This is a genomic window from Planomonospora alba, assembly GCF_039534085.1.
GTDB lineage: Bacteria > Actinomycetota > Actinomycetes > Streptosporangiales > Streptosporangiaceae > Planomonospora_B > Planomonospora_B alba.
In genome coordinates this window covers 31,040-47,588 of sequence record NZ_BAAAUT010000054.1, presented here as the reverse complement: position 1 = coordinate 47,588, position 16,549 = coordinate 31,040, and the positions used below count along the sequence as shown (strand labels likewise).

Below are 16,549 nucleotides of genomic sequence, written 5' to 3'. Positions count from 1 at the left end.
GCGCGCGGTGCGGTCCCGCCCCGGTGGACCCGGACGGGTACTGCGAGCGCTGCGGCCTGCGGCAGCCCACCGGCCGCGACCACGCCGAGACGGAGGCCGGCGGCGCGGCGGGGGTGACCGACCGGGGCCTGCGGCACGCCCGCAACGAGGACGCCATGGCGCCGGTCGCGCTGGGCGCCGCGGCGGGCGTGGCGGCGGGCACGGCGGGCGGGGGCGCCCGCGCCCCCCTGTCCTGCGTGGTCGGCGTGGTCTGCGACGGGGTGTCCTCCTCGCCGCGGGCGGACGAGGCGTCGGCCGCCGCGGCCGGGGCCTGCGCCGCCGTGCTGCCGTTCGAGCTCGCCGCCGGGGCGGACCCGGAGACCGCCACCCGCACGGCCGCCGCCCGCGCCGCGGCCGCGGTGGCCGCGCTGGGCTCGGGAGTGCACGACGCGCCCGCCTGCACCTACGTCTCCGCCGTGGCCGGACCCGGCTGGGTGACCGTCGGCTGGGTGGGCGACAGCCGGGCCTACTGGCTGCCCGCCCCTCCCCGGCCGGGGGAACCGCTCCCGCCCGGAGCCCCGCCCCCGCGGGACGGACGCCCCGCGGCCCTGCCGGACCGCGACCCGGAGGCCACGGCCCCCGTGCCGCCCGCCGGGCCCGCCGTACCCGGGCACGCCCTGCCGCTCACCGGTGCCGCGCTGCTCACCGAGGACGACACCGCCGCCCCCGGCGTGCTGTCGGCCTGGCTCGGCGCGGACGCCGGCGAGGTCGCGGCGCGCGTGCGCACGTTCGCCCCGCGGGTCCCCGGCGTGGTGGTGGTGTGCAGCGACGGCCTCTGGGGCTACCTGCCCCGGGCCGGCGCCCTGGCCCCCTTCCTGGCGGGGAGCACGCCGCCGGAGGCGGCCCGCGCCCTGGTCCGGCACGCCCTGGACGCGGGGGGCCGCGACAACGTCACCGTCCTGGTGATCCCGGCGGGCCCGCCTCCGGAGGAGGGGCCTGTGCGCGAGCCGGGCGGACGGACCACGAACACGCCGGCGCCGCGAGGGCGGCCCGCGGAGGAGGAGACGGCATGAACGACCGGCCCCTGTTCACACTGAGCGTCGACCAGAACGAGCACCTGCCCGCGGGCGGGCAGGAGGTCCACGCCGTCCTCACCGTCGAGGCGTCCGGGCCCGCGCTGCGGGCGGCGCGGGACGTCGAGGCGGCCGAGGTGGTCATCGTCGACGCGTCCGGCTCGATGGCCGGCGCCAAGATCACCGAAGCCCGGCGGGCCGCGCAGGTCGCGGTGGACACGCTCCGCGACGGCGTGCACTTCGCCGTGGTCGCCGGCACCCACGAGGCGAACAAGATCTACCCCGCGGGACGGGCGGGCCTGGCGCGGGCCGACGACCGCACGAGGGCGGAGGCCGCCAAGGCCCTGCGCGGCCTGCAGGCCGGCGGCGGCACGTCCATCGGCGCCTGGCTGCGGCTCGCCGCCGAACTGCTGCGGGACCACCCTCAGGCGGTCCGGCACGCCATCCTGCTGACCGACGGCCGCAACAACGACAACGAGCGGGCCTTCGCCGCGACCCTGGCCGACTGCGCGGGCAGGTTCGTCTGCGACTGCCGGGGCGTGGGCACCGACTGGGCCCCGGCCGAACTGCGCCGGATCGCCGAGGCCCTGCTGGGCGGCTCCGGCTTCATCCGCGACCCCGAGGACCTGGCCGACGACTTCCGCGCGATGGTCGAGGGCACCATGGGCAAGGCCGTGGCCGAGGTCGCGCTGCGGATCTGGACCCCGCAGCACGGCCGGGTGCGGTTCCTCAAGCAGGTGTCGCCGGCCCTGGCCGACCTGACCGGCCTGCGGACCGAGGTGGACGCGCTCACCGGCGACTACCCGACCGGCGCCTGGGGCGAGGAGACCCGCGAGTACCACCTCTGCGTCGAGGTCCCCGCCGGCGCGGTCGGCCAGGAGGTCCGGGCGGCCTGGGTGCGGCTGGTCGTGCCCGGCGGGGGCGACGTCCTGGCGCGCGGGAACGTCCTGGCCCGGTGGACCGACGACCTCGCCCTGTCCACCCGGGTCAGCCCGGGGGTGGCCCACTACACCGGGCAGGCGGAGCTGTTCTCGCTCATCCAGGAGGGCCTGGGGGCACGCGCCGCGGGTGACCTGGGCACCGCCACAGCCAGGCTCGGCCGGGCCAGGGAGCTGGCCGAGCGGTCCGGCAACGAGGAGACCGCCAAGCTGCTCGCCAAGGTCGTCGAGGTGGACCCGGCGACCGGCACCGCCCGGCTCCGCCGCGTCGTGGACCGCGCGGACGAGATCGCACTGGACACCGGGTCGGTCCGGACCGCGCGCATGAGGAGGGAGCCCGGCCCCGGCGGCCGGGACGCCGCGAACTGAGCGGACGGGCCGAGGAGAGGAGCGCCATGGTCACCTGCCCCGAGGGACACGACCCCGGTGAGGCCGGGATCGCCGACGGCTACTGCGGCGTCTGCGGCCGCCGGCTGACCGGTGCCCCCGGTACGGCGGGCGGCTCGCCGTCCGCGCCGCCCCCGCCGGGGGCCCGGGGAGCACAGGGGCCTCCAGGACCGCCGTCCGCCGCGGGCGGGGCGCACGCCGCGGGGCCCGCCGGACGGCCGCAGGAGTGCGCGGTCTGCCGGGCACCGGTCAGCGGCCGGTTCTGCGAGGACTGCGGCCACGACCAGACGGCGGCCCCGCCCGCCCCCGGGGCGGGCGGCGGCCCGCCGCACGGGAGCGGCCCGGCGGGCGGAGCGGGAACGCCGCCCGGGACCGGGTCACCGTACGGGACCGGGGTGCCACCCGGGACCGGGGTGCCGCCCGGGGACGGCCCGGCGGGCGGGAGCGGGCCCGCGGCCCCCGCGGCGGGGCAGGAGACCGGGTGGTGGGCGACCGTCGAGGCCGACCGCGCGCACTACGAGGAGATGGTCGCGCTGGGGGGCCCGGACGCCGCCCGGGTGGTGTTCCCGCCGTACTGCCCCCGGCGCGATATCCCCCTGACCGGGACGGAGATCCGCATCGGCCGGCCCGGCCGCTCCCGGGCACCCGCCCCCGAGATCGACCTGAGCGGCCCGCCCGAGGACCCCGGCGTCTCCCGCCTGCACGCCGTCCTGCTCCCCGCGCCCTCGGGCACCTGGACGCTGGTCGATCCCGGCTCCGCCAACGGCACCGTCGTCAACGGGCGGCCCGTCGAGGCCAACCGGCCGGTCCCGGTGGGCGACGGGGCCCGCATCCACGTCGGCGCGTGGACCCTCATCACCCTGCGGCGCGGGAGGACCCCATGACGCTCGCCCAGGCCCACCGGACCCCGCCGGACCCCGCCGGACCGGCCGCCCCGCCGGGCCCGCCCGGCCCCGCGCCCCGGCCGTACCGCGCGCGGAGCGTGCCCGGCCGCATCCGCCTCGTCACGGCCGTGTCCGTCCTGGCGCTCACCGTGCTGTTCGGCACCCTGTTCACCGCCGCGCAGAGCGTCCGGGAGGGCCTGGACGTCATCGGCCACGACGCCGGGCCGCAGGTCGTGGCCACCGCCGACCTGTACTTCGCGCTCAGCGACATGGACGCCCAGGTCGCCAACGTGCTGCTGATCGGTGACGAGCACCGGCTGGGCAAGGGGCGCGCCCGCGCGCTGGAGATCTACGAGCGGCGCAGGAGCGACGCCGGCCGGGCGGTGCTGCAGGCCTCCGCGCTGGCCGGCGACGACCCCTCCGAACGGCGGACCGTCCAGGCCGTGCTGGACGGCCTGGGCCGCTACGAGCGGCTCGCCGCGCGCGCCCTGCTCCTCGACGAGCAGGCCGGCCATCCCGCGGGACCGCCGCCCGCACCGGTGCTGGAGGTCTACCGGCGGGCGACCGACCTGATGCGGCTGGAACTGCTGCCCATGGCCTACAACCTCACCCTGGAGAGCGGGACCGTCGTGCGCCGCGCCCACGCCGAGCGGAGCCTGTCCGTCCGGGCGGGCCAGGCGCTGACCGGGGCCGCCGGGGCCGCCGCGGTCGGCTGCCTGGTCTGGCTCCAGGTGTTCCTGGCGCGCCGCTTCCGCCGGGTCTTCAACCCCGCCCTGCTGGTGGCGACGGCCATCGCCGGGATGTACGCGCTGACCGGGGTCACGGTCCTCGGGAACGAGGCCCGCGTGCTGGAGGCCGCCAAACGCGACGGGTTCGACTCGGTCCTCACCCTCGCCCGGGCCCGGGCCGTCGGCTCCAGCATGCACGGCGACCAGAGCCGCTGGCTGCTCGACCCCGAGCGGGCCGACACCTACGAGCAGACCTACCTCGACAAGGCCCAGTCGGTGCTGTACACGCCGGCCGGCCACCTCGCCGCCTACCAGAAGGCCGTGGCCGGGAAGGCGGACGACGGCCCGTCCGCCTTCCTCGGGCTCGTCGGCCAGGCGGCGGCCCGTACGGACCTGCCCGGCAGCGGGCCCGCGGTCGCCGACGTGCTCGACCGGTACCGCGACTTCCAGCAGGCCGACCGCCGGATGCGGGAGCTGGGGCCGCGCCGCGCCGTCGAGCAGCGGATGACCCGCCTGGAGGCGGAGTTCGAGCGCTACGACGCCGCGCTGGTGAAGCTGGCCGAGCTGCACCGGGCCTCCTTCGCCGGGGAGATCCGCGGCGGCGAGGAGCAGATCCGCGAGCTGTGGTTCCTGCTCCCCGTCGCCATGGCCTCCACCGCCGTGCTGATCGCCGCCGGGGTCCGGCCCCGGCTCTCGGAGTACCGCTGACGGAAAGGAGCGCCATGCGCCCTGTGACCGACCCCGCCGGGACGTCCCCCGCCGGGGGGAGCGCCGCGCAGGCTCCGGGCGTGCCCGCGGCGGTCGCCGCCGGCGGCCCGCGCCGGACCCGGGGCGCGCTCCCGGGGATCCTGACCGCCGCGGCGGCCCTGCTGACCGTGGCGGCGCTGCTGGCCGCCGCGGCCACGGCGGTCTTCGGGAACGACGGCCCCGGGTCGATCCTCGACCGCGAGACCCTGGTGATCGGCGTCAAACCGGACCAGCCCGGCCTGGGCGTCAGGCGCGCCGACGGCCGCTACGAGGGCTTCGACGTCGACGTCGCCACCGAGGTGGCCCGGCGGATCGGGGCGGCCGACGTCAGGTTCGTCACGGCGCTGTCGTCCACCCGCCAGTCGCTCATCGAGACCGGCCGGGTCGACATGGTCGTCGCGACCTACACGATCACCCCGGAGAACCGGGCGAAGGTGACGTTCGCCGGGCCGTACTACGTCGCCCACCAGGACACCCTGGTCCGCGGCGGCGACCGGGCCGTGACGAACGTGCGCGACCTGAAGGGGCGCCGCCTCTGCCAGGCCGCCGGGTCGAACTCCTGGCGCCGGGTGGCCGAGGAGCGGCGGGTCGCCGTCGAGCTCGTCCCGGCGTCCTCCTACGGCGACTGCCTGGCCAAGCTGCGCGCCGGCACGGTGGACGCGGTCTCCACCGACGACCTGATCCTCGCCGGTTTCGCCGCCGAGGCCGGATCCGAGGTCCGGATCGTCAACGCGCCCTTCACCGACGAGCGGCTGGGCATCGGCATGCGCAAGGGCGACCTCGACGGCTGCGAGGCCGTCAACCGGGCCATCACCGCCATGTACCAGGACGGCACCGCCGAGAGGCTGCTGCGCAAGTGGTTCGGCACGTCGGGGCTGGACCTGACCTTCACCGTCCCCCAGTTCGAGGGTTGCGACTGACCCGGCGCCCGCGCCCCCGGCACCCCACCCGCCCCGGTGCGGCACCGGGCCACCCCGGGCCGCACCGGACCACCGGGCGGCACCGCCGCGTCACGAGTAGGCGGCCACCATCCCGGCGACCGTGCCCGCCGTGCCGGCCGCGGTGAGCACCCAGCCGAAGAGCACCGCCGCGCCGCGCCCCCTGCGCACGCCGAGGAAGTACATGACCACGTACGGCAGGAAGCCCAGGCCCCCGATGCCGAGGGAGGGCAGCGTGAGCGCGGCGATCACGCCGGCCGTCCCGGCCTTCACCGCGCGGTCCCCCTCGGGGGTCAGCTGCGCCCGGACGACGTCGCCCGCCTCGGAGTCCGGGGAGGCGTCCACCGGGATCGCGGCTCCTCCCGCGTCGGGGGTGAACTCGCCCCTGCAGTCGTAGCGGCCCTTGCCCAGCGCCTCGCAGGAGACGACCGTGAGCGTGCCGGGGGTGCCGATCCTGCCGGTCGCCAGCTTCAGGTCCTCCACGGCCAGGAAGACCGGCAGCAGGCAGACGAGCAGCCAGCAGCCGACGAGCAGCACCTGGGCCGCGCGTCCCGGCAGGTTGCCGGGCCGGGGCGTGGGGCCCGGCTGGAGGGCGCCCACGAGGTCGCCGAACGAGTCACTCATGGACATATCGTGCACTACGCCACTTGCAACCCACCTGTCCGCGGCTTGCAGCAGGTCACGGCGGCGCCATGGCACGGACGGGCACCGGCGGCGTCACGGCCCGGCGGCGCGGCCGGTCCGCTCAGGCCCTGCGCCGGGACTCGGCCTCCGCCGCGTCCATCGCCGCCGCCTCCTCGGGGGTCGGCGCGGTGCCGCCCAGGTGGCGCGGCTGCCACCAGACCCCCGGCGGGATCTCCGGGTAGCTCCGCTGCGCCCGGTCCAGCAGGTCGGACATCCGCTCGCGCAGCTCCTTGGTGACGGCGTCGTAGTCGTCACCGCGCTTGGGGTGCATCGGCTCGCCCACCGTGATGCTGATCGGCACGTGCCGCTGGAGCAGCTTCCTCGGGCGGCCCTTGGTCCACAGCCGCTGGGTGCCCCAGAGCGAGACCGGGATCATCGGCACGTCCGCCGCGACGGCCATCCGCACCGCGCCGTTCTTGATGTCCTTGACGGTGAAGGACCGGCTGATCGTGGCCTCGGCGAAGACGCCGACGACCTCCCCCGCCCGCAGCGCCTTCAGCGCCGAGCCGAACGCCGAGGCGCCCGCCGCCCGGTCCACCGGGATGTGGTGCATGCCGCGCATCAGCGGGCCGGAGATCCTGTGGTCGAAGACCTCCTTCTTGGCCATGAAGCGCACCAGGCGCCCGGAGGGGTTCGCGGCGAGCCCGGCGAAGATGAAGTCGAGGTAGCTGATGTGGTTGCTGACCAGCACCGCTCCGCCGGTCCGGGGGATCCGGTCGGCGCCCTCGACCCGGATCTTCAGATCCAGCAGCCGGAACATGGTCTTCGCCGCCGCGATGACCGGGGGATACACGATCTCAGCCATGGCTGAACCGTACATCAGGCCGCTCCCCGCCCCGCCCCTTTACGCTGTAGATTTATCGCTCCCGCCGCGCCGCCGACCGGGACCGGGGCCTGTCCGGGCCGCCCGCCGGACGCGGGACCGCGGCCCGGCGCGCCCGCCGGCCGGGACCCGGCGGGCGCGCCGGGCCTCAGTGCCCCCGGAACGCCTCCTCCAGCCACCACGACCCCCGCTCCCCGGCCACCCGGGCGTGGACCAGCAGCGGCCGCTCCCGCGGCCCCGCGAGCCACGCGGCCACCGGCGCCAGGCCCGCCGGCTCCCGCACGCTCAGCGCCTGCCAGCCGTACCCGCGCGCGATGGCGGCGAAGTCGGCGGGCGGGAAGACCACGGTGTCCAGCCGGTGGCCGCCCGGCCCGAAGTGGTGCACCTCGGCGCCGAAGTTGCCCGAGTCGGTGCAGACGGTCCGCTCGGCCGGGAGCAGGTCGTCCAGCGCGATGGACAGGGTCCGCGGATCGATCCGCCCGCCGCCGCCGGCGTCGGCGTACGGCACGTCCCGCCAGCGGCCCTCCCTCGCGATCCGGGCCGCCAGCGCCGCCTCCCGCACGGCGCCGTCCGCGCCCGACACCCGGAGCGGGACCGCGCCGACCGCCTCGGCGACGTTCACCGCTCCACCAGGGCCAGGACCCGCACCGGGCTGCCCGAGCCGCCGACGATGGGCAGCGGCGGCGCGACGACCACCGCCCCGGTGACCGGGAGCCGGTCGAGGTTGCGCAGCTGGGTCAGGCCGTACTTGCCCGCGCCGAGCAGGAACGAGTGGCAGGGGAAGGCCGGGTCGAAGCCGTGCGCGGCGCCCGCGTCGGTGCCCACGGTCTCCACGCCGAGCCCGGCGATCGGCGTCTCCTCCGCCAGCCAGCGCGCGCACTCGGCCGAGACGCCCGGGGTGTGCGAGCCGGTCGCGTCGGCGTTGAGGAAGCGCTCCGGGTCGTCGGCGTAGGCGTCCCACCCGGTCCGGTAGAGCAGCCAGCCGCCCGCCGGCAGCGGCCCGTGGGCCTCCTGCCAGGCCTCCACGTGCTCCACCCGGAGCAGGAAGTCGGGGTCCTCGGCCGCCTCGGCGGAGAAGTCGAGCACCGCGGCGGGTGCGATCAGCCGGTCCGCCGGGACCTGCGAGACGTCCTCGCCGTCGCGGGCCGTGACCCAGTGGACCGGGGCGTCGAAGTGCGTGCCGGTGTGCTCGCCGGTGGAGATGTCGTTCCAGTACCAGGCGGGTCCCCGGTCGTCGTAGCGGCTGATCTCCTTCAGGGTGAACGGCACGGTGTTGCCGAACGGCTCGGGCAGCCGGAGGATCGGCGTCTTCTCCGACAGCGGCGCGGTCAGGTCGATCACCTCGATCCCGCCGCCCCGGATGCCCTCCACCAGATCGCGCAGCACCGACATGACGCCTCCTCCTGAGATGACCTGCACCGGATCCTCCTACACCCGGCCCGCCCCCGGTAGGGGCCCTGCGGGACCCGCGCCGCCCCGGCGGGACGCGGCGGCCGGCGCGGGCGTGCCCGCCGGCCCGGCGCCTCCGCCGATCACACCCGGTAGGTGTCCACGCCGAGCTTGACCGCGACGGCCAGGCCGCAGGCGGCGGCCAGGAAGCGGAGCGACCGCCCGGGAAGCCGCCGGGCGATCTTCGGGCCGAGCCAGCCCCCGGCCAGGAACCCGGCGGCGAGCGGGGCCGCGGCCGACCACTGGACCGGCCCGAAGAGCGCGAAGCCAGCCGCGGCCACCGCGTTGGCCAGGGCCGACACCACGTTCTTGACGGCGTTGACCTTCACCGGGGACTGGTCGAGCACGGCGCCGAGCACCGCGAACACGAGGATCCCTCCGGCCGCTCCGAAGTAGCCGACGTAGACCGCCACCGCGAACAGCGCGATCCGCGCTCCCGGGCTCCGCTCCGCCGCACCGCCCTCCCCCGGCCCGTCGCCGTCCCCGGTACGGCCCGCGCCGCCGTACCGGGCCCGCCGGCGCGGGCGCGGCGGGCGGACCAGCAGGAGCGAGGCGCCCGCGATCAGCCAGGGCGCGACCGCCTCGAAGGCCCCGGGCGGGGTGGTCAGCAGCAGCGCGGCGCCCGCCGCCCCGCCCAGCGCGGTCACCGCGCCCAGGCGCAGCACCCGCCCGCCCTGCCCGGCCAGCTCCGGCCGCGACCCGGCCGCCGCCCCCAGGCCGGTGAAGACCAGCGCGACGGTGTTGGTGACGTTCGCGCTCAGCGGCGACAGGCCGAACGCCAGCAGCGCCGGGTAGGAGATGACGGACGCCAGGCTCACCACCGTGCTGACCACGCCCGCCACCACTCCGACCCCGGCCAGCCCGAGCACCTCCGCCACCGTCACACCGGCAACCCAACCACACGGCCGGAGCGCGGCCGCGGAAGGACTTCCCGCCCGGGGCTTGCCCTCCTCCTCCGCAGGGGAGATGTTCCGACTGTGAAGAAGCTCATCAACAGCGCCGAATCGGTCGTCACGGACGCGCTGCGCGGCCTCGCCGCCGCGCATCCGCGGCTCCGGGTGGACGTGGAGAACCGGATCGTGTTCCGCGCGGCGGGCCCGCGGCCCGGCAAGGTCGGGCTGGTCTCCGGCGGGGGCTCCGGGCACGAGCCGCTGCACGCCGGCTTCGTCGGGTACGGCATGCTCGACGCGGCCTGCCCCGGGGAGATCTTCACCTCCCCGGTGCCCGACCAGGTGGTCGAGGCCAGCACCGCCGTGGACGGCGGCGCCGGGGTGCTGCACGTCGTGAAGAACTACACCGGGGACGTGCTGAACTTCCGGATGGCCGCCGAGCTGGCCGCCGAGGAGGGCGTGCAGGTGGAGAGCGTGCTCGTCGACGACGACGTGGCGGTGCGCGACTCGCTGCACACCGCGGGCCGCCGCGGCACCGGTGCGACGCTCTTCGTCGAGAAGATCGCCGGAGCGCTGGCCGAGACCGGCGCGCCGCTCGCCGAGGTGGCGCGGGTCGCGCGGGAGGTCGGCGAGCGCAGCCGTTCGTTCGGCGTGGCGCTGAGCGCCTGCACGGTCCCGGCCGCGGGCAGGCCGTCGTTCGACCTGAGCGAGGCGGAGGCCGAGCTCGGCGTCGGCATCCACGGCGAGCCCGGCCGCGCCCGCGCGGCGATGCGCGGCGCCCGGGAGCTGGTCGCCGTCGCGGTGGACGCGATCTGCGAGGACATGCCGGTCTCCGGCGACCTGCTCGTCATGGTGAACGGCATGGGCGCGACGCCGCTGATCGAGCTCTACGTCGCCTTCGCCGAGGCCGCCGGGCAGCTGGAGGCCCGGGGGGCGCGCGTCGCCCGCAGCCTCGTCGGGAACTACGTGACCAGCCTGGACATGCAGGGCTTCTCCGTCACGGTCTGCCGCCTGTCCGACGAGCTGGCCCGGCTCTGGGACGCGCCGGTCGAGACCCCGGCCCTGCGCTGGGGGCGCTGATGGGCACGCCGATGGACGCGGAGTTCTTCACCGCCTGGATCGGGGAGGCCGCCCGCGCGGTGCGGGCGGAGAAGGACCGGCTCACCCGGCTCGACACCGCGATCGGCGACGGCGACCACGGGGTGAACCTCGACCGGGGCCTGACCGCCGCGGCGGCGGCCCTGGCCGAACGGCGGCCCGCCGCCCCCGGCGCGGTGCTGGCCCTGGCGGGGAGCACGCTGATCCGCAAGGTCGGCGGGGCCTCCGGCCCGCTGTACGGTACGGCACTGCGGGAGGCCGGCCGGGCGCTGGGCGAGGGCGCCGAGGTCTCCCCCGCCGAGCTCGCCCGGGCGCTGGAGGCGGCGGTGGACGGCGTGCGGGGGCTGGGGGCCGCGGCCGAGGGCGACAAGACCATGGTCGACGCGCTCGCCCCGGCGGCCGGTGCGCTGGCCCGCGCCGTACGGGAGGGGCGGGACCTCGCGGCGGCGCTGGAGGCGGCGGCGTCGGCGGCCGAGTCCGGGGCGGAGGCGACGGTCCCGATGGAGGCGCGCAAGGGCCGGGCCAGCTACCTGGGGCCGCGCAGCGTCGGCCACGAGGACCCCGGCGCCGCCTCCGGCGCGCTCCTGCTCCGGGCGCTGCACACGGTGGCGGTACGGTGAGCCGCGGCACGGTGGGCCTCGTGCTGGTCTCCCACAGCGGGCCGCTGGCCGCCGAGACGGCGGCGCTGGCCGCGGGCATCTGCGGTTCGGACGTCCCGCTGGAGGCCGCGGGCGGCACCGGGGACGGCGGGCTCGGCACCAGCGCCGACCTGGTCGAGGCGGCGATCGGCAGGGCCGACCGGGGCGGCGGGGTGGTCCTCATCCCCGACCTGGGGAGTTCGGTGCTGACCGCCCGGCTGTTCGAGGGACCGGGCGTGGTGGTGGCCGACGTGCCGTTCGTGGAGGGCGCGATCGCGGCGGCCGTCGCGGCGGGCGCGGGCGGCTCGCTGGAGGCCGTGCTCGCCGCGGCCGAGGAGGCCCGGGCCTTCCGCAAGCTGTGAGGCCCCCGCCGGGGCGGCGGGACCCGGCGGACCGTGCGGGCGCCGCGGGCTGCGCGGACCCGGCGGACCGTGCGGGCCGGGTGACCGCACGGGCCCGGGTGGTCAGTAGCCGACCCGCACCACCGCCCCGACCGCGGCCGGGTCGCCGATGCTCGCCAGCACGCAGTCGGCCAGATCGGCCCGGGAGAGGGTGACTCCGCCGCGGATGTTGCGCTCGCGGTCGGTGCGGTAGCGGCCGGTGCGCGGGCCGTCGGTCAGCCGGGGCGGGCGGACGACGGTCCAGTCGAGGCCGGAGGCCCGCACCTGCTCCTCCATCGCCCGCATGTCCGCGAACGGGTGCCGCAGCGCACGCTGCAGGACCGGCTTGACGACCAGCCGGGTGAGCGGCCCGTCGCCGCCGTCGATGGACAGCCCGCCGGCGCTGACCACCAGCAGCCGCCGCGTGCCGGCCTCCGCCATGGCCCGGATGATCGAGCGCGTGCCCGAGGCGCACACGTCGACGGGGGGCTTCGCGCTCCGCGCGCCGAGTGCGGACAGCACCGCGTCCCGGCCCGCGACCGCCGGGCCGACCTCCTCCGGGGAGCGCACGTCCGCGCGGAGCACGCTCAGCCGCGGGTGGTCGGCGAAGGGCAGCGCCGACGATGCCCGCGCCACCGCCGTCACCTCGTGCCCGGCCTCCAGCGCCTGCCGTACCAGGCAGGCGCCCGTCCCGCCGCTCGCCCCGAAGACCGTCAGTTTCATCTCCGACCGCCCCGTCTTCCGCTCCGTCAGGTGAGTGAGTGCTCACCCATATAGTTAGTGGACACTCACTCACCTGTCAACGGGAGGTCCCGTGGAGAGCACCAGGGAGCGGATCGTCGACGCCGCCGCGCACGTCATGCGCACCCTCGGGCTGGCCCGTGCCACCACCAAGGAGATCGCCAGGGCGGCGGGCTGCTCGGAGGCCCTGCTGTACAAGCACTTCCGCGCCAAGGAGGACCTGTTCCTGGCCGTGCTGCAGGAGCGCCTCCCCGGCGACCTGCCCGCGCTGCTGGCCGCGCTGGCGGACTCGGCGGGGCGCGGCACGGTCGGGGAGAACCTGGAGCGCGTCGCGGAGGCCGCGATCACGTTCTACACCGAGAGCTTCCCCATGGCCGCCTCGATCTTCTCCGAGCTGCGGCTGCTGGACGGCTACCGGGAAGGGCTGCGCGAGCGCGGGGTGGGCCCGCAGACCGCCAACGCCGGGATCGCCGCCTACCTCCGCGCCGAGCAGGCCCTGGGGCGCGTGCGCCCGGACGCCGACCCCGAGGCGCTCGCCTCGCTGCTGCTCGGCGGCTGCCTGCACCACGTCTTCCTGAGCAACTTCACCGAGCGCGAGCCGGCCGCGGACACGGCCCGCGCGCTCGTGCGCGCGCTCGTCCGGGAGGTCTGAGCCACCGTACCGCCCGCCCCCGTCCCACCCGTCCCGCCCTCGACCCCGGACCGGCGGCGGACCGGCCGTGGACCGGCCGTGGGACGGCCCTCTTCCGCGGCGCCCGTCCCCGAGGAGTTATGATCGCACCCTGTTGACGTTCGTACGAACATCGGGGATGTTCGACGGGTGGGCGGACCGGAGGCCGGTCGGCCCGGACGGAGGTGCCATGGTCATGGAGCCGCGCGCAGGCGTCCCGGCGGGAGGCCGCTCCCGGCGGTCCGGGGAACGCGCCGCACGGGGGAAGGCGCCGCACCGGCCGGCCGCGTCCGGGACGGCCGCCGCCCCCGCCGGCCGGGGGAGGACCGCCCGGTGGGTCGTCTTCGACTACGCCGGGGTCATCAGCCTCCCGCCGCCCGAGCAGGCGGGCGCCCTGCTGCCCCGGACCCTGGACGTCGCACCGGAGCGGTTCTGGCCGGAATACTGGGCAGGGCGCCGCGACTACGACACCGGCGACGCGGACGCCTCCCGCTTCTGGAGCGGCGTCTGCGCACGGCTGGACAGAGCCTTCGACCCGGACCTCCTGGAGGTCCTGGTCGCCCTCGACCTGCGGGCCTGGACGCACCTGAACCACGACACCGTCGCGGTCCTGGAGGAGCTGGCCGGCGCCGGCGTCCCCCTGGCCCTGCTCTCGAACGCCCCGGTGGAGCTGGCCCGGCTGATCGACGGCCACCCCTGGGCCCGCCTGTTCCGGAGCCGGTTCTTCAGCGCCGACCTGCGCCTGGCCAAACCGGACCCGCGGATGTTCCGGCAGGTGTGCGAGCGGCTGGGCGCGGACCCCGGCGACCTGCTGTTCGTCGACGACCGCGAGGAGAACGTCCGGGCCGCCGAGGCCCTCGGCATCGAATCGGTGCTGTTCACCGACGCCCCGCGGCTGCGCTCCGCGCTCTGCGGCGCACCGGCCGGGCTCCCGCGGGCCTGACACCGGCCCCGGGGGGGCCGGCCCGGCACCCGCGGCGGCCCGGAGCGGGGAGCCGACGCCGCGGGGACGGGCGGACCGGCCGGCATCGCGGATAATCCACGGGTGCACGGATGCTCCAGGCGATCGTTCCTCCGGATCGGCGGTGCCGCTACGGCGGGCGCGCTGGCCCCGCCCGCCGCAGCGCCCCCCGCGCGTCCGGCGGCCCCGGAGGGCGGTCCCGCCGCGGGCCGCCGGGAGGCGGACGGCGGGCACGCAGACCCCTTCGCCCTGCTGCGCCGCCGCTGGCGGGAGGTGACGGCGGGCTCCGGGTTCGACGCGGAGGCCGAGCCGTACCGGACGCGGCTGGCGCGGCTGGGCGCCGCGGCCGCCCGGCACCGGGCCGCCCTGGCCCCGGCCCGCGGATCGCTCTGGCCCGACCTGCCGTTCCCCTCCTTCGCCGCCACCCCGGCGCGGCTGCGGGCCATGGCCCGCGCGTACGCGCTGCCCGGGACCGGCCTGACGGGCGACGCGGGCCTGGCCGCGGCCGTCGCCGCCGGGATCGGCCACTACCTGCGGCGGGTGTACGCCGCGGGCGCCGAACCCGCCGGCAACTGGTGGCACTGGCAGATCGGCGTCCCCCGGGCACTCCTCGACGCCGCCGTGCTGATCGGCCCGCTCCTGCCGGAGCGGGAGGGCCGTGCGCTGCGGGAGGCGGTGGACCACTTCGTCCCCGGATGCCTCCTGGAGGACTACGGCGGCACCAGCACCGGGGCCAACCGGGTGGACCTGTGCACGGTGACGCTGCTGCGCGCCGTCCTCGGAGCCGACCCGGACCGGGCCGCGCGGGCCGTATCGGCGCTCTCCCCGGTCTTCCGCCGCGTCCGCGAGGGCGACGGCTTCCACCGCGACGGCTCCTTCCTCCAGCACACCGCGGTCCCCTACCAGGGCACGTACGGCGCGTCGCTGCTGTCCTGGCTCGCGGTGCTCTTCGCGGTGCTGCGCGGCACGCCATGGGAGGTGACCGACCCCGGAAGGCAGGTCGTCCTCGACAGCGTCGAGTGCTCCTTCGCCCCGTTCGTGCACGACGGTTCCTGCATGGACCTCGTCAGCGGCCGGGCGGTCGGCAGGCGGCCGTACGGCGACCACGAGCGGGGCCGCGCGATCGCCTCCGCGGTCCTGCTGCTCGGCGAGACGGCCTCCGCCGCCGAGCGGGCCCGCTGGCGGGCATGGTCAAGGGCTGGGCGGTACGCGGCACCCGGGTGCCCATGCTGGAGGCGGCCGAACGCGAGGACCTGGGATTCCACGCCCGGCTGGCGGAGGTCCTGGCCGACCCGGCGATCCCCGCGGCGGACGAGCCCGCCGGGCACCGCCTGTTCCCCGCGAGCGACCGCGCCGTCCACCGCCGGCCCGGCTGGTGCGCGGCGCTCAGCATGGCCTCCCGCCGGATCGGCCACTACGAGCACGGCAACGGCGAGAACCTGCGCGGCTGGCACACCGGGTCGGGGATGCTCTACTGGTGGGCCGAGGGCCACGGCGACCAGTACTCCGACTCCTTCTGGCCGACCGTCGACCCGTACCGCCTGCCGGGCACGACGGTCTCCACCCGGCGGCTGCCCGACGGCGCCGGCGAGGCCTGGGGCGGCGCCCGCCCGCCGGTCCGCTGGGTGGGCGGCGCCACCGACGGCGTGTACGCCGCGGTCGGCCAGCACCTGAACGGCCTGGACAGCACGCTGGAGGCATTCACGTCCTGGTTCTTCCTCGACGACGCGGTGGTCTGCCTGGGGGCCGGGATCACCTGCCGGGACGGCGTGCCGGTCGAGACCGTGGTGGACAACCGCAGGACCGGCGCGCCGCTCACCCTGGGCGGCGCCCCGGCCTCCCCCGCGGCGGGCACGGTGGGCTGGGCCCACCTGGAAGGGCACGGCGGCTACGTGCTGCCCGGCGGCGCCCGCCTGCGCACGCTGCGCGAGGAGCGCACCGGCGGCCCGGACGCGGCGGCCCGGAGCTACACGACGCTCTGGCTGGACCACGGCGTCGACCCGGACGCGGCGGGATACGTCTACGTCCTCCTGCCCGGCGCGGACCGGGCGCGCACCCGGGCACGCGCCGCCGACCCCGGCTGGGCGCACGTGCTCGCCAACACCGCCCTCCGGCAGGGGATCCGCGTCCCGTCGCTCGGGATCACCGCGGTCAACTTCTGGCAGGACGGGACGGCCGGCGACCTGACCGCCTCCGCCCCGTGCGCGGTGCTCGTCCGGGAGAACGGCGACGGTACGGCCGCGCTGACCGTCGCCGACCCCCGGCGCGACCTGGACGGGCTGACCGTGACCTGGCACCGGCCGGTGGCCGGGGTGCTGAGCGCCCACCCGCTGCTGTCCGGCGCCGAGACCGGCGGACGGCTGGCGCTCCACTTCGGGCGCCTGGCGGATCAGGAGGGCGGCTCGCTGACGGTCACCGTACGGCTCGGCTGGCGCTCCGTCTGGCCGGGCGCGCCGCGTCCCTCGCCCGCCCGCGGGCCGCGGATCCGGGAACGCCGCGGAAACAGGACATCGGCTGTCCGCGATCCTTCCTAGGCTCTCG

General features: G+C 77.3%; 17 protein-coding genes and 1 pseudogene. 12 read left to right on the top strand and 6 right to left on the bottom strand.

Going from position 1 to position 16,549, the window contains the following annotated elements; translation table 11 throughout:
• The 5 genes from ABD823_RS27155 to ABD823_RS27135 all read left to right on the top strand — a co-directional run.
• Positions 1-1,052, top strand: a 1,052-nt coding sequence (locus ABD823_RS27155; RefSeq protein ID WP_344864424.1) for a PP2C family protein-serine/threonine phosphatase, incomplete at its 5' end; no start/stop codon positions are given.
• On the top strand, positions 1,049-2,359 hold the full coding sequence (locus tag ABD823_RS27150; RefSeq protein ID WP_344864423.1) for a vWA domain-containing protein: 1,311 nt from the start codon (positions 1,049-1,051) through the stop codon (positions 2,357-2,359). The genes ABD823_RS27155 and ABD823_RS27150, both read left to right, overlap by 4 nt.
• A 26-nt stretch (positions 2,360-2,385) precedes the next feature.
• Positions 2,386-3,261 carry an FHA domain-containing protein gene (locus tag ABD823_RS27145; protein WP_344864421.1) on the top strand — a complete coding sequence of 292 codons (876 nt, stop codon included), beginning with the start codon at positions 2,386-2,388 and terminating at the stop codon, positions 3,259-3,261.
• Complete coding sequence (locus ABD823_RS27140; RefSeq protein WP_344864419.1) at positions 3,258-4,697, top strand: hypothetical protein; 1,440 nt, start codon at positions 3,258-3,260, stop codon at positions 4,695-4,697. The genes ABD823_RS27145 and ABD823_RS27140 overlap by 4 nt, the downstream gene beginning before the upstream one ends.
• Before the next feature lie 14 nt (positions 4,698-4,711).
• Positions 4,712-5,656, top strand: coding sequence for a glutamate ABC transporter substrate-binding protein (locus ABD823_RS27135; RefSeq protein WP_344864417.1), 945 nt, complete (start codon positions 4,712-4,714; stop codon positions 5,654-5,656).
• 90 nt (positions 5,657-5,746) lie between these two features.
• On the opposite strand, the gene ABD823_RS27130 is transcribed toward ABD823_RS27135, so the two are convergent.
• The 5 genes from ABD823_RS27130 to ABD823_RS27110 all read right to left on the bottom strand — a co-directional run bounded on the left by ABD823_RS27130 (position 5,747) and on the right by ABD823_RS27110 (position 9,514).
• Entirely contained in the window at positions 5,747-6,298 is a 552-nt protein-coding gene (locus ABD823_RS27130; protein WP_344864415.1) for a hypothetical protein, read from the bottom strand.
• A gap of 121 nt (positions 6,299-6,419) precedes the next feature.
• Positions 6,420-7,163: a lysophospholipid acyltransferase family protein gene (locus tag ABD823_RS27125; RefSeq protein WP_344864413.1), complete on the bottom strand. Its 744-nt coding sequence runs from the start codon at positions 7,161-7,163 to the stop codon at positions 6,420-6,422.
• Positions 7,164-7,329: 166 nt separating this feature from the next.
• A complete protein-coding gene (locus ABD823_RS27120; protein WP_344864411.1) occupies positions 7,330-7,803 on the bottom strand; it encodes a hypothetical protein in 474 nt (157 codons plus the stop codon).
• Positions 7,800-8,600: a cyclase family protein gene (locus ABD823_RS27115; protein WP_344864409.1), complete on the bottom strand. Its 801-nt coding sequence runs from the start codon at positions 8,598-8,600 to the stop codon at positions 7,800-7,802. Before ABD823_RS27115 ends, ABD823_RS27120 begins: the two co-directional genes overlap by 4 nt.
• Before the next feature lie 113 nt (positions 8,601-8,713).
• Positions 8,714-9,514: a sulfite exporter TauE/SafE family protein gene (locus ABD823_RS27110; RefSeq protein ID WP_344864407.1), complete on the bottom strand. Its 801-nt coding sequence runs from the start codon at positions 9,512-9,514 to the stop codon at positions 8,714-8,716.
• Positions 9,515-9,607: 93 nt separating this feature from the next.
• Between ABD823_RS27110 and dhaK the strand changes: the two genes are divergently transcribed.
• Genes dhaK through ABD823_RS27095 form a run of 3 tightly spaced genes read left to right on the top strand, consistent with a single transcriptional unit; the run spans position 9,608 to position 11,618 of the window.
• Complete coding sequence (gene dhaK / locus ABD823_RS27105) at positions 9,608-10,600, top strand: dihydroxyacetone kinase subunit DhaK (RefSeq protein WP_344864405.1); 993 nt, start codon at positions 9,608-9,610, stop codon at positions 10,598-10,600.
• Positions 10,600-11,238 carry a dihydroxyacetone kinase subunit DhaL gene (gene dhaL, locus ABD823_RS27100; RefSeq protein ID WP_344864404.1) on the top strand — a complete coding sequence of 213 codons (639 nt, stop codon included), beginning with the start codon at positions 10,600-10,602 and terminating at the stop codon, positions 11,236-11,238. Before dhaK ends, dhaL begins: the two co-directional genes overlap by 1 nt.
• Positions 11,235-11,618: a PTS sugar transporter subunit IIA domain-containing protein gene (locus ABD823_RS27095; RefSeq protein ID WP_344864402.1), complete on the top strand. Its 384-nt coding sequence runs from the start codon at positions 11,235-11,237 to the stop codon at positions 11,616-11,618. Before dhaL ends, ABD823_RS27095 begins: the two co-directional genes overlap by 4 nt.
• Positions 11,619-11,720: 102 nt before the next feature.
• Here ABD823_RS27095 and ABD823_RS27090 read toward each other — a convergent pair whose 3' ends face one another.
• Entirely contained in the window at positions 11,721-12,359 is a 639-nt protein-coding gene (locus ABD823_RS27090) for an NAD(P)-dependent oxidoreductase (protein WP_344864401.1), read from the bottom strand.
• A 91-nt stretch (positions 12,360-12,450) separates the two neighbouring features.
• On the opposite strand from ABD823_RS27090, the gene ABD823_RS27085 reads away from it, so the two are divergent.
• The 4 genes and pseudogenes from ABD823_RS27085 to ABD823_RS27070 all read left to right on the top strand — a co-directional run bounded on the left by ABD823_RS27085 (position 12,451) and on the right by ABD823_RS27070 (position 16,542).
• Positions 12,451-13,029 carry a TetR/AcrR family transcriptional regulator gene (locus ABD823_RS27085; RefSeq protein ID WP_344864400.1) on the top strand — a complete coding sequence of 193 codons (579 nt, stop codon included), beginning with the start codon at positions 12,451-12,453 and terminating at the stop codon, positions 13,027-13,029.
• A gap of 214 nt (positions 13,030-13,243) precedes the next feature.
• On the top strand, positions 13,244-13,990 hold the full coding sequence (locus ABD823_RS27080; protein ID WP_344864398.1) for an HAD family hydrolase: 747 nt from the start codon (positions 13,244-13,246) through the stop codon (positions 13,988-13,990).
• A gap of 102 nt (positions 13,991-14,092) precedes the next feature.
• Positions 14,093-15,136: pseudogene (locus ABD823_RS27075) on the top strand (lyase); the annotation flags it as partial.
• A gap of 59 nt (positions 15,137-15,195) precedes the next feature.
• Positions 15,196-16,542: a polysaccharide lyase family 8 super-sandwich domain-containing protein gene (locus ABD823_RS27070; RefSeq protein WP_344864396.1), complete on the top strand. Its 1,347-nt coding sequence runs from the start codon at positions 15,196-15,198 to the stop codon at positions 16,540-16,542.
• Positions 16,543-16,549: the final 7 nt, after the last annotated feature.

Bases quoted from the DNA above. Each gene is read 5' to 3' on its own strand.
- ABD823_RS27130 (WP_344864415.1), bottom strand. From the start codon at position 6,298: ATGAGTGACTCGTTCGGCGACCTCGTGGGCGCCCTCCAGCCGGGCCCC.
- ABD823_RS27090 (WP_344864401.1), bottom strand. From the start codon at position 12,359: ATGAAACTGACGGTCTTCGGGGCGAGCGGCGGGACGGGCGCCTGCCTG.
- dhaL (WP_344864404.1), top strand. From the start codon at position 10,600: ATGGGCACGCCGATGGACGCGGAGTTCTTCACCGCCTGGATCGGGGAG.
- ABD823_RS27135 (WP_344864417.1), top strand. From the start codon at position 4,712: ATGCGCCCTGTGACCGACCCCGCCGGGACGTCCCCCGCCGGGGGGAGC.
- ABD823_RS27070 (WP_344864396.1), top strand. From the start codon at position 15,196: ATGGTCAAGGGCTGGGCGGTACGCGGCACCCGGGTGCCCATGCTGGAG.
- ABD823_RS27145 (WP_344864421.1), top strand. From the start codon at position 2,386: ATGGTCACCTGCCCCGAGGGACACGACCCCGGTGAGGCCGGGATCGCC.
- ABD823_RS27080 (WP_344864398.1), top strand. From the start codon at position 13,244: ATGGAGCCGCGCGCAGGCGTCCCGGCGGGAGGCCGCTCCCGGCGGTCC.
- ABD823_RS27150 (WP_344864423.1), top strand. From the start codon at position 1,049: ATGAACGACCGGCCCCTGTTCACACTGAGCGTCGACCAGAACGAGCAC.
- ABD823_RS27140 (WP_344864419.1), top strand. From the start codon at position 3,258: ATGACGCTCGCCCAGGCCCACCGGACCCCGCCGGACCCCGCCGGACCG.
- ABD823_RS27125 (WP_344864413.1), bottom strand. From the start codon at position 7,163: ATGGCTGAGATCGTGTATCCCCCGGTCATCGCGGCGGCGAAGACCATG.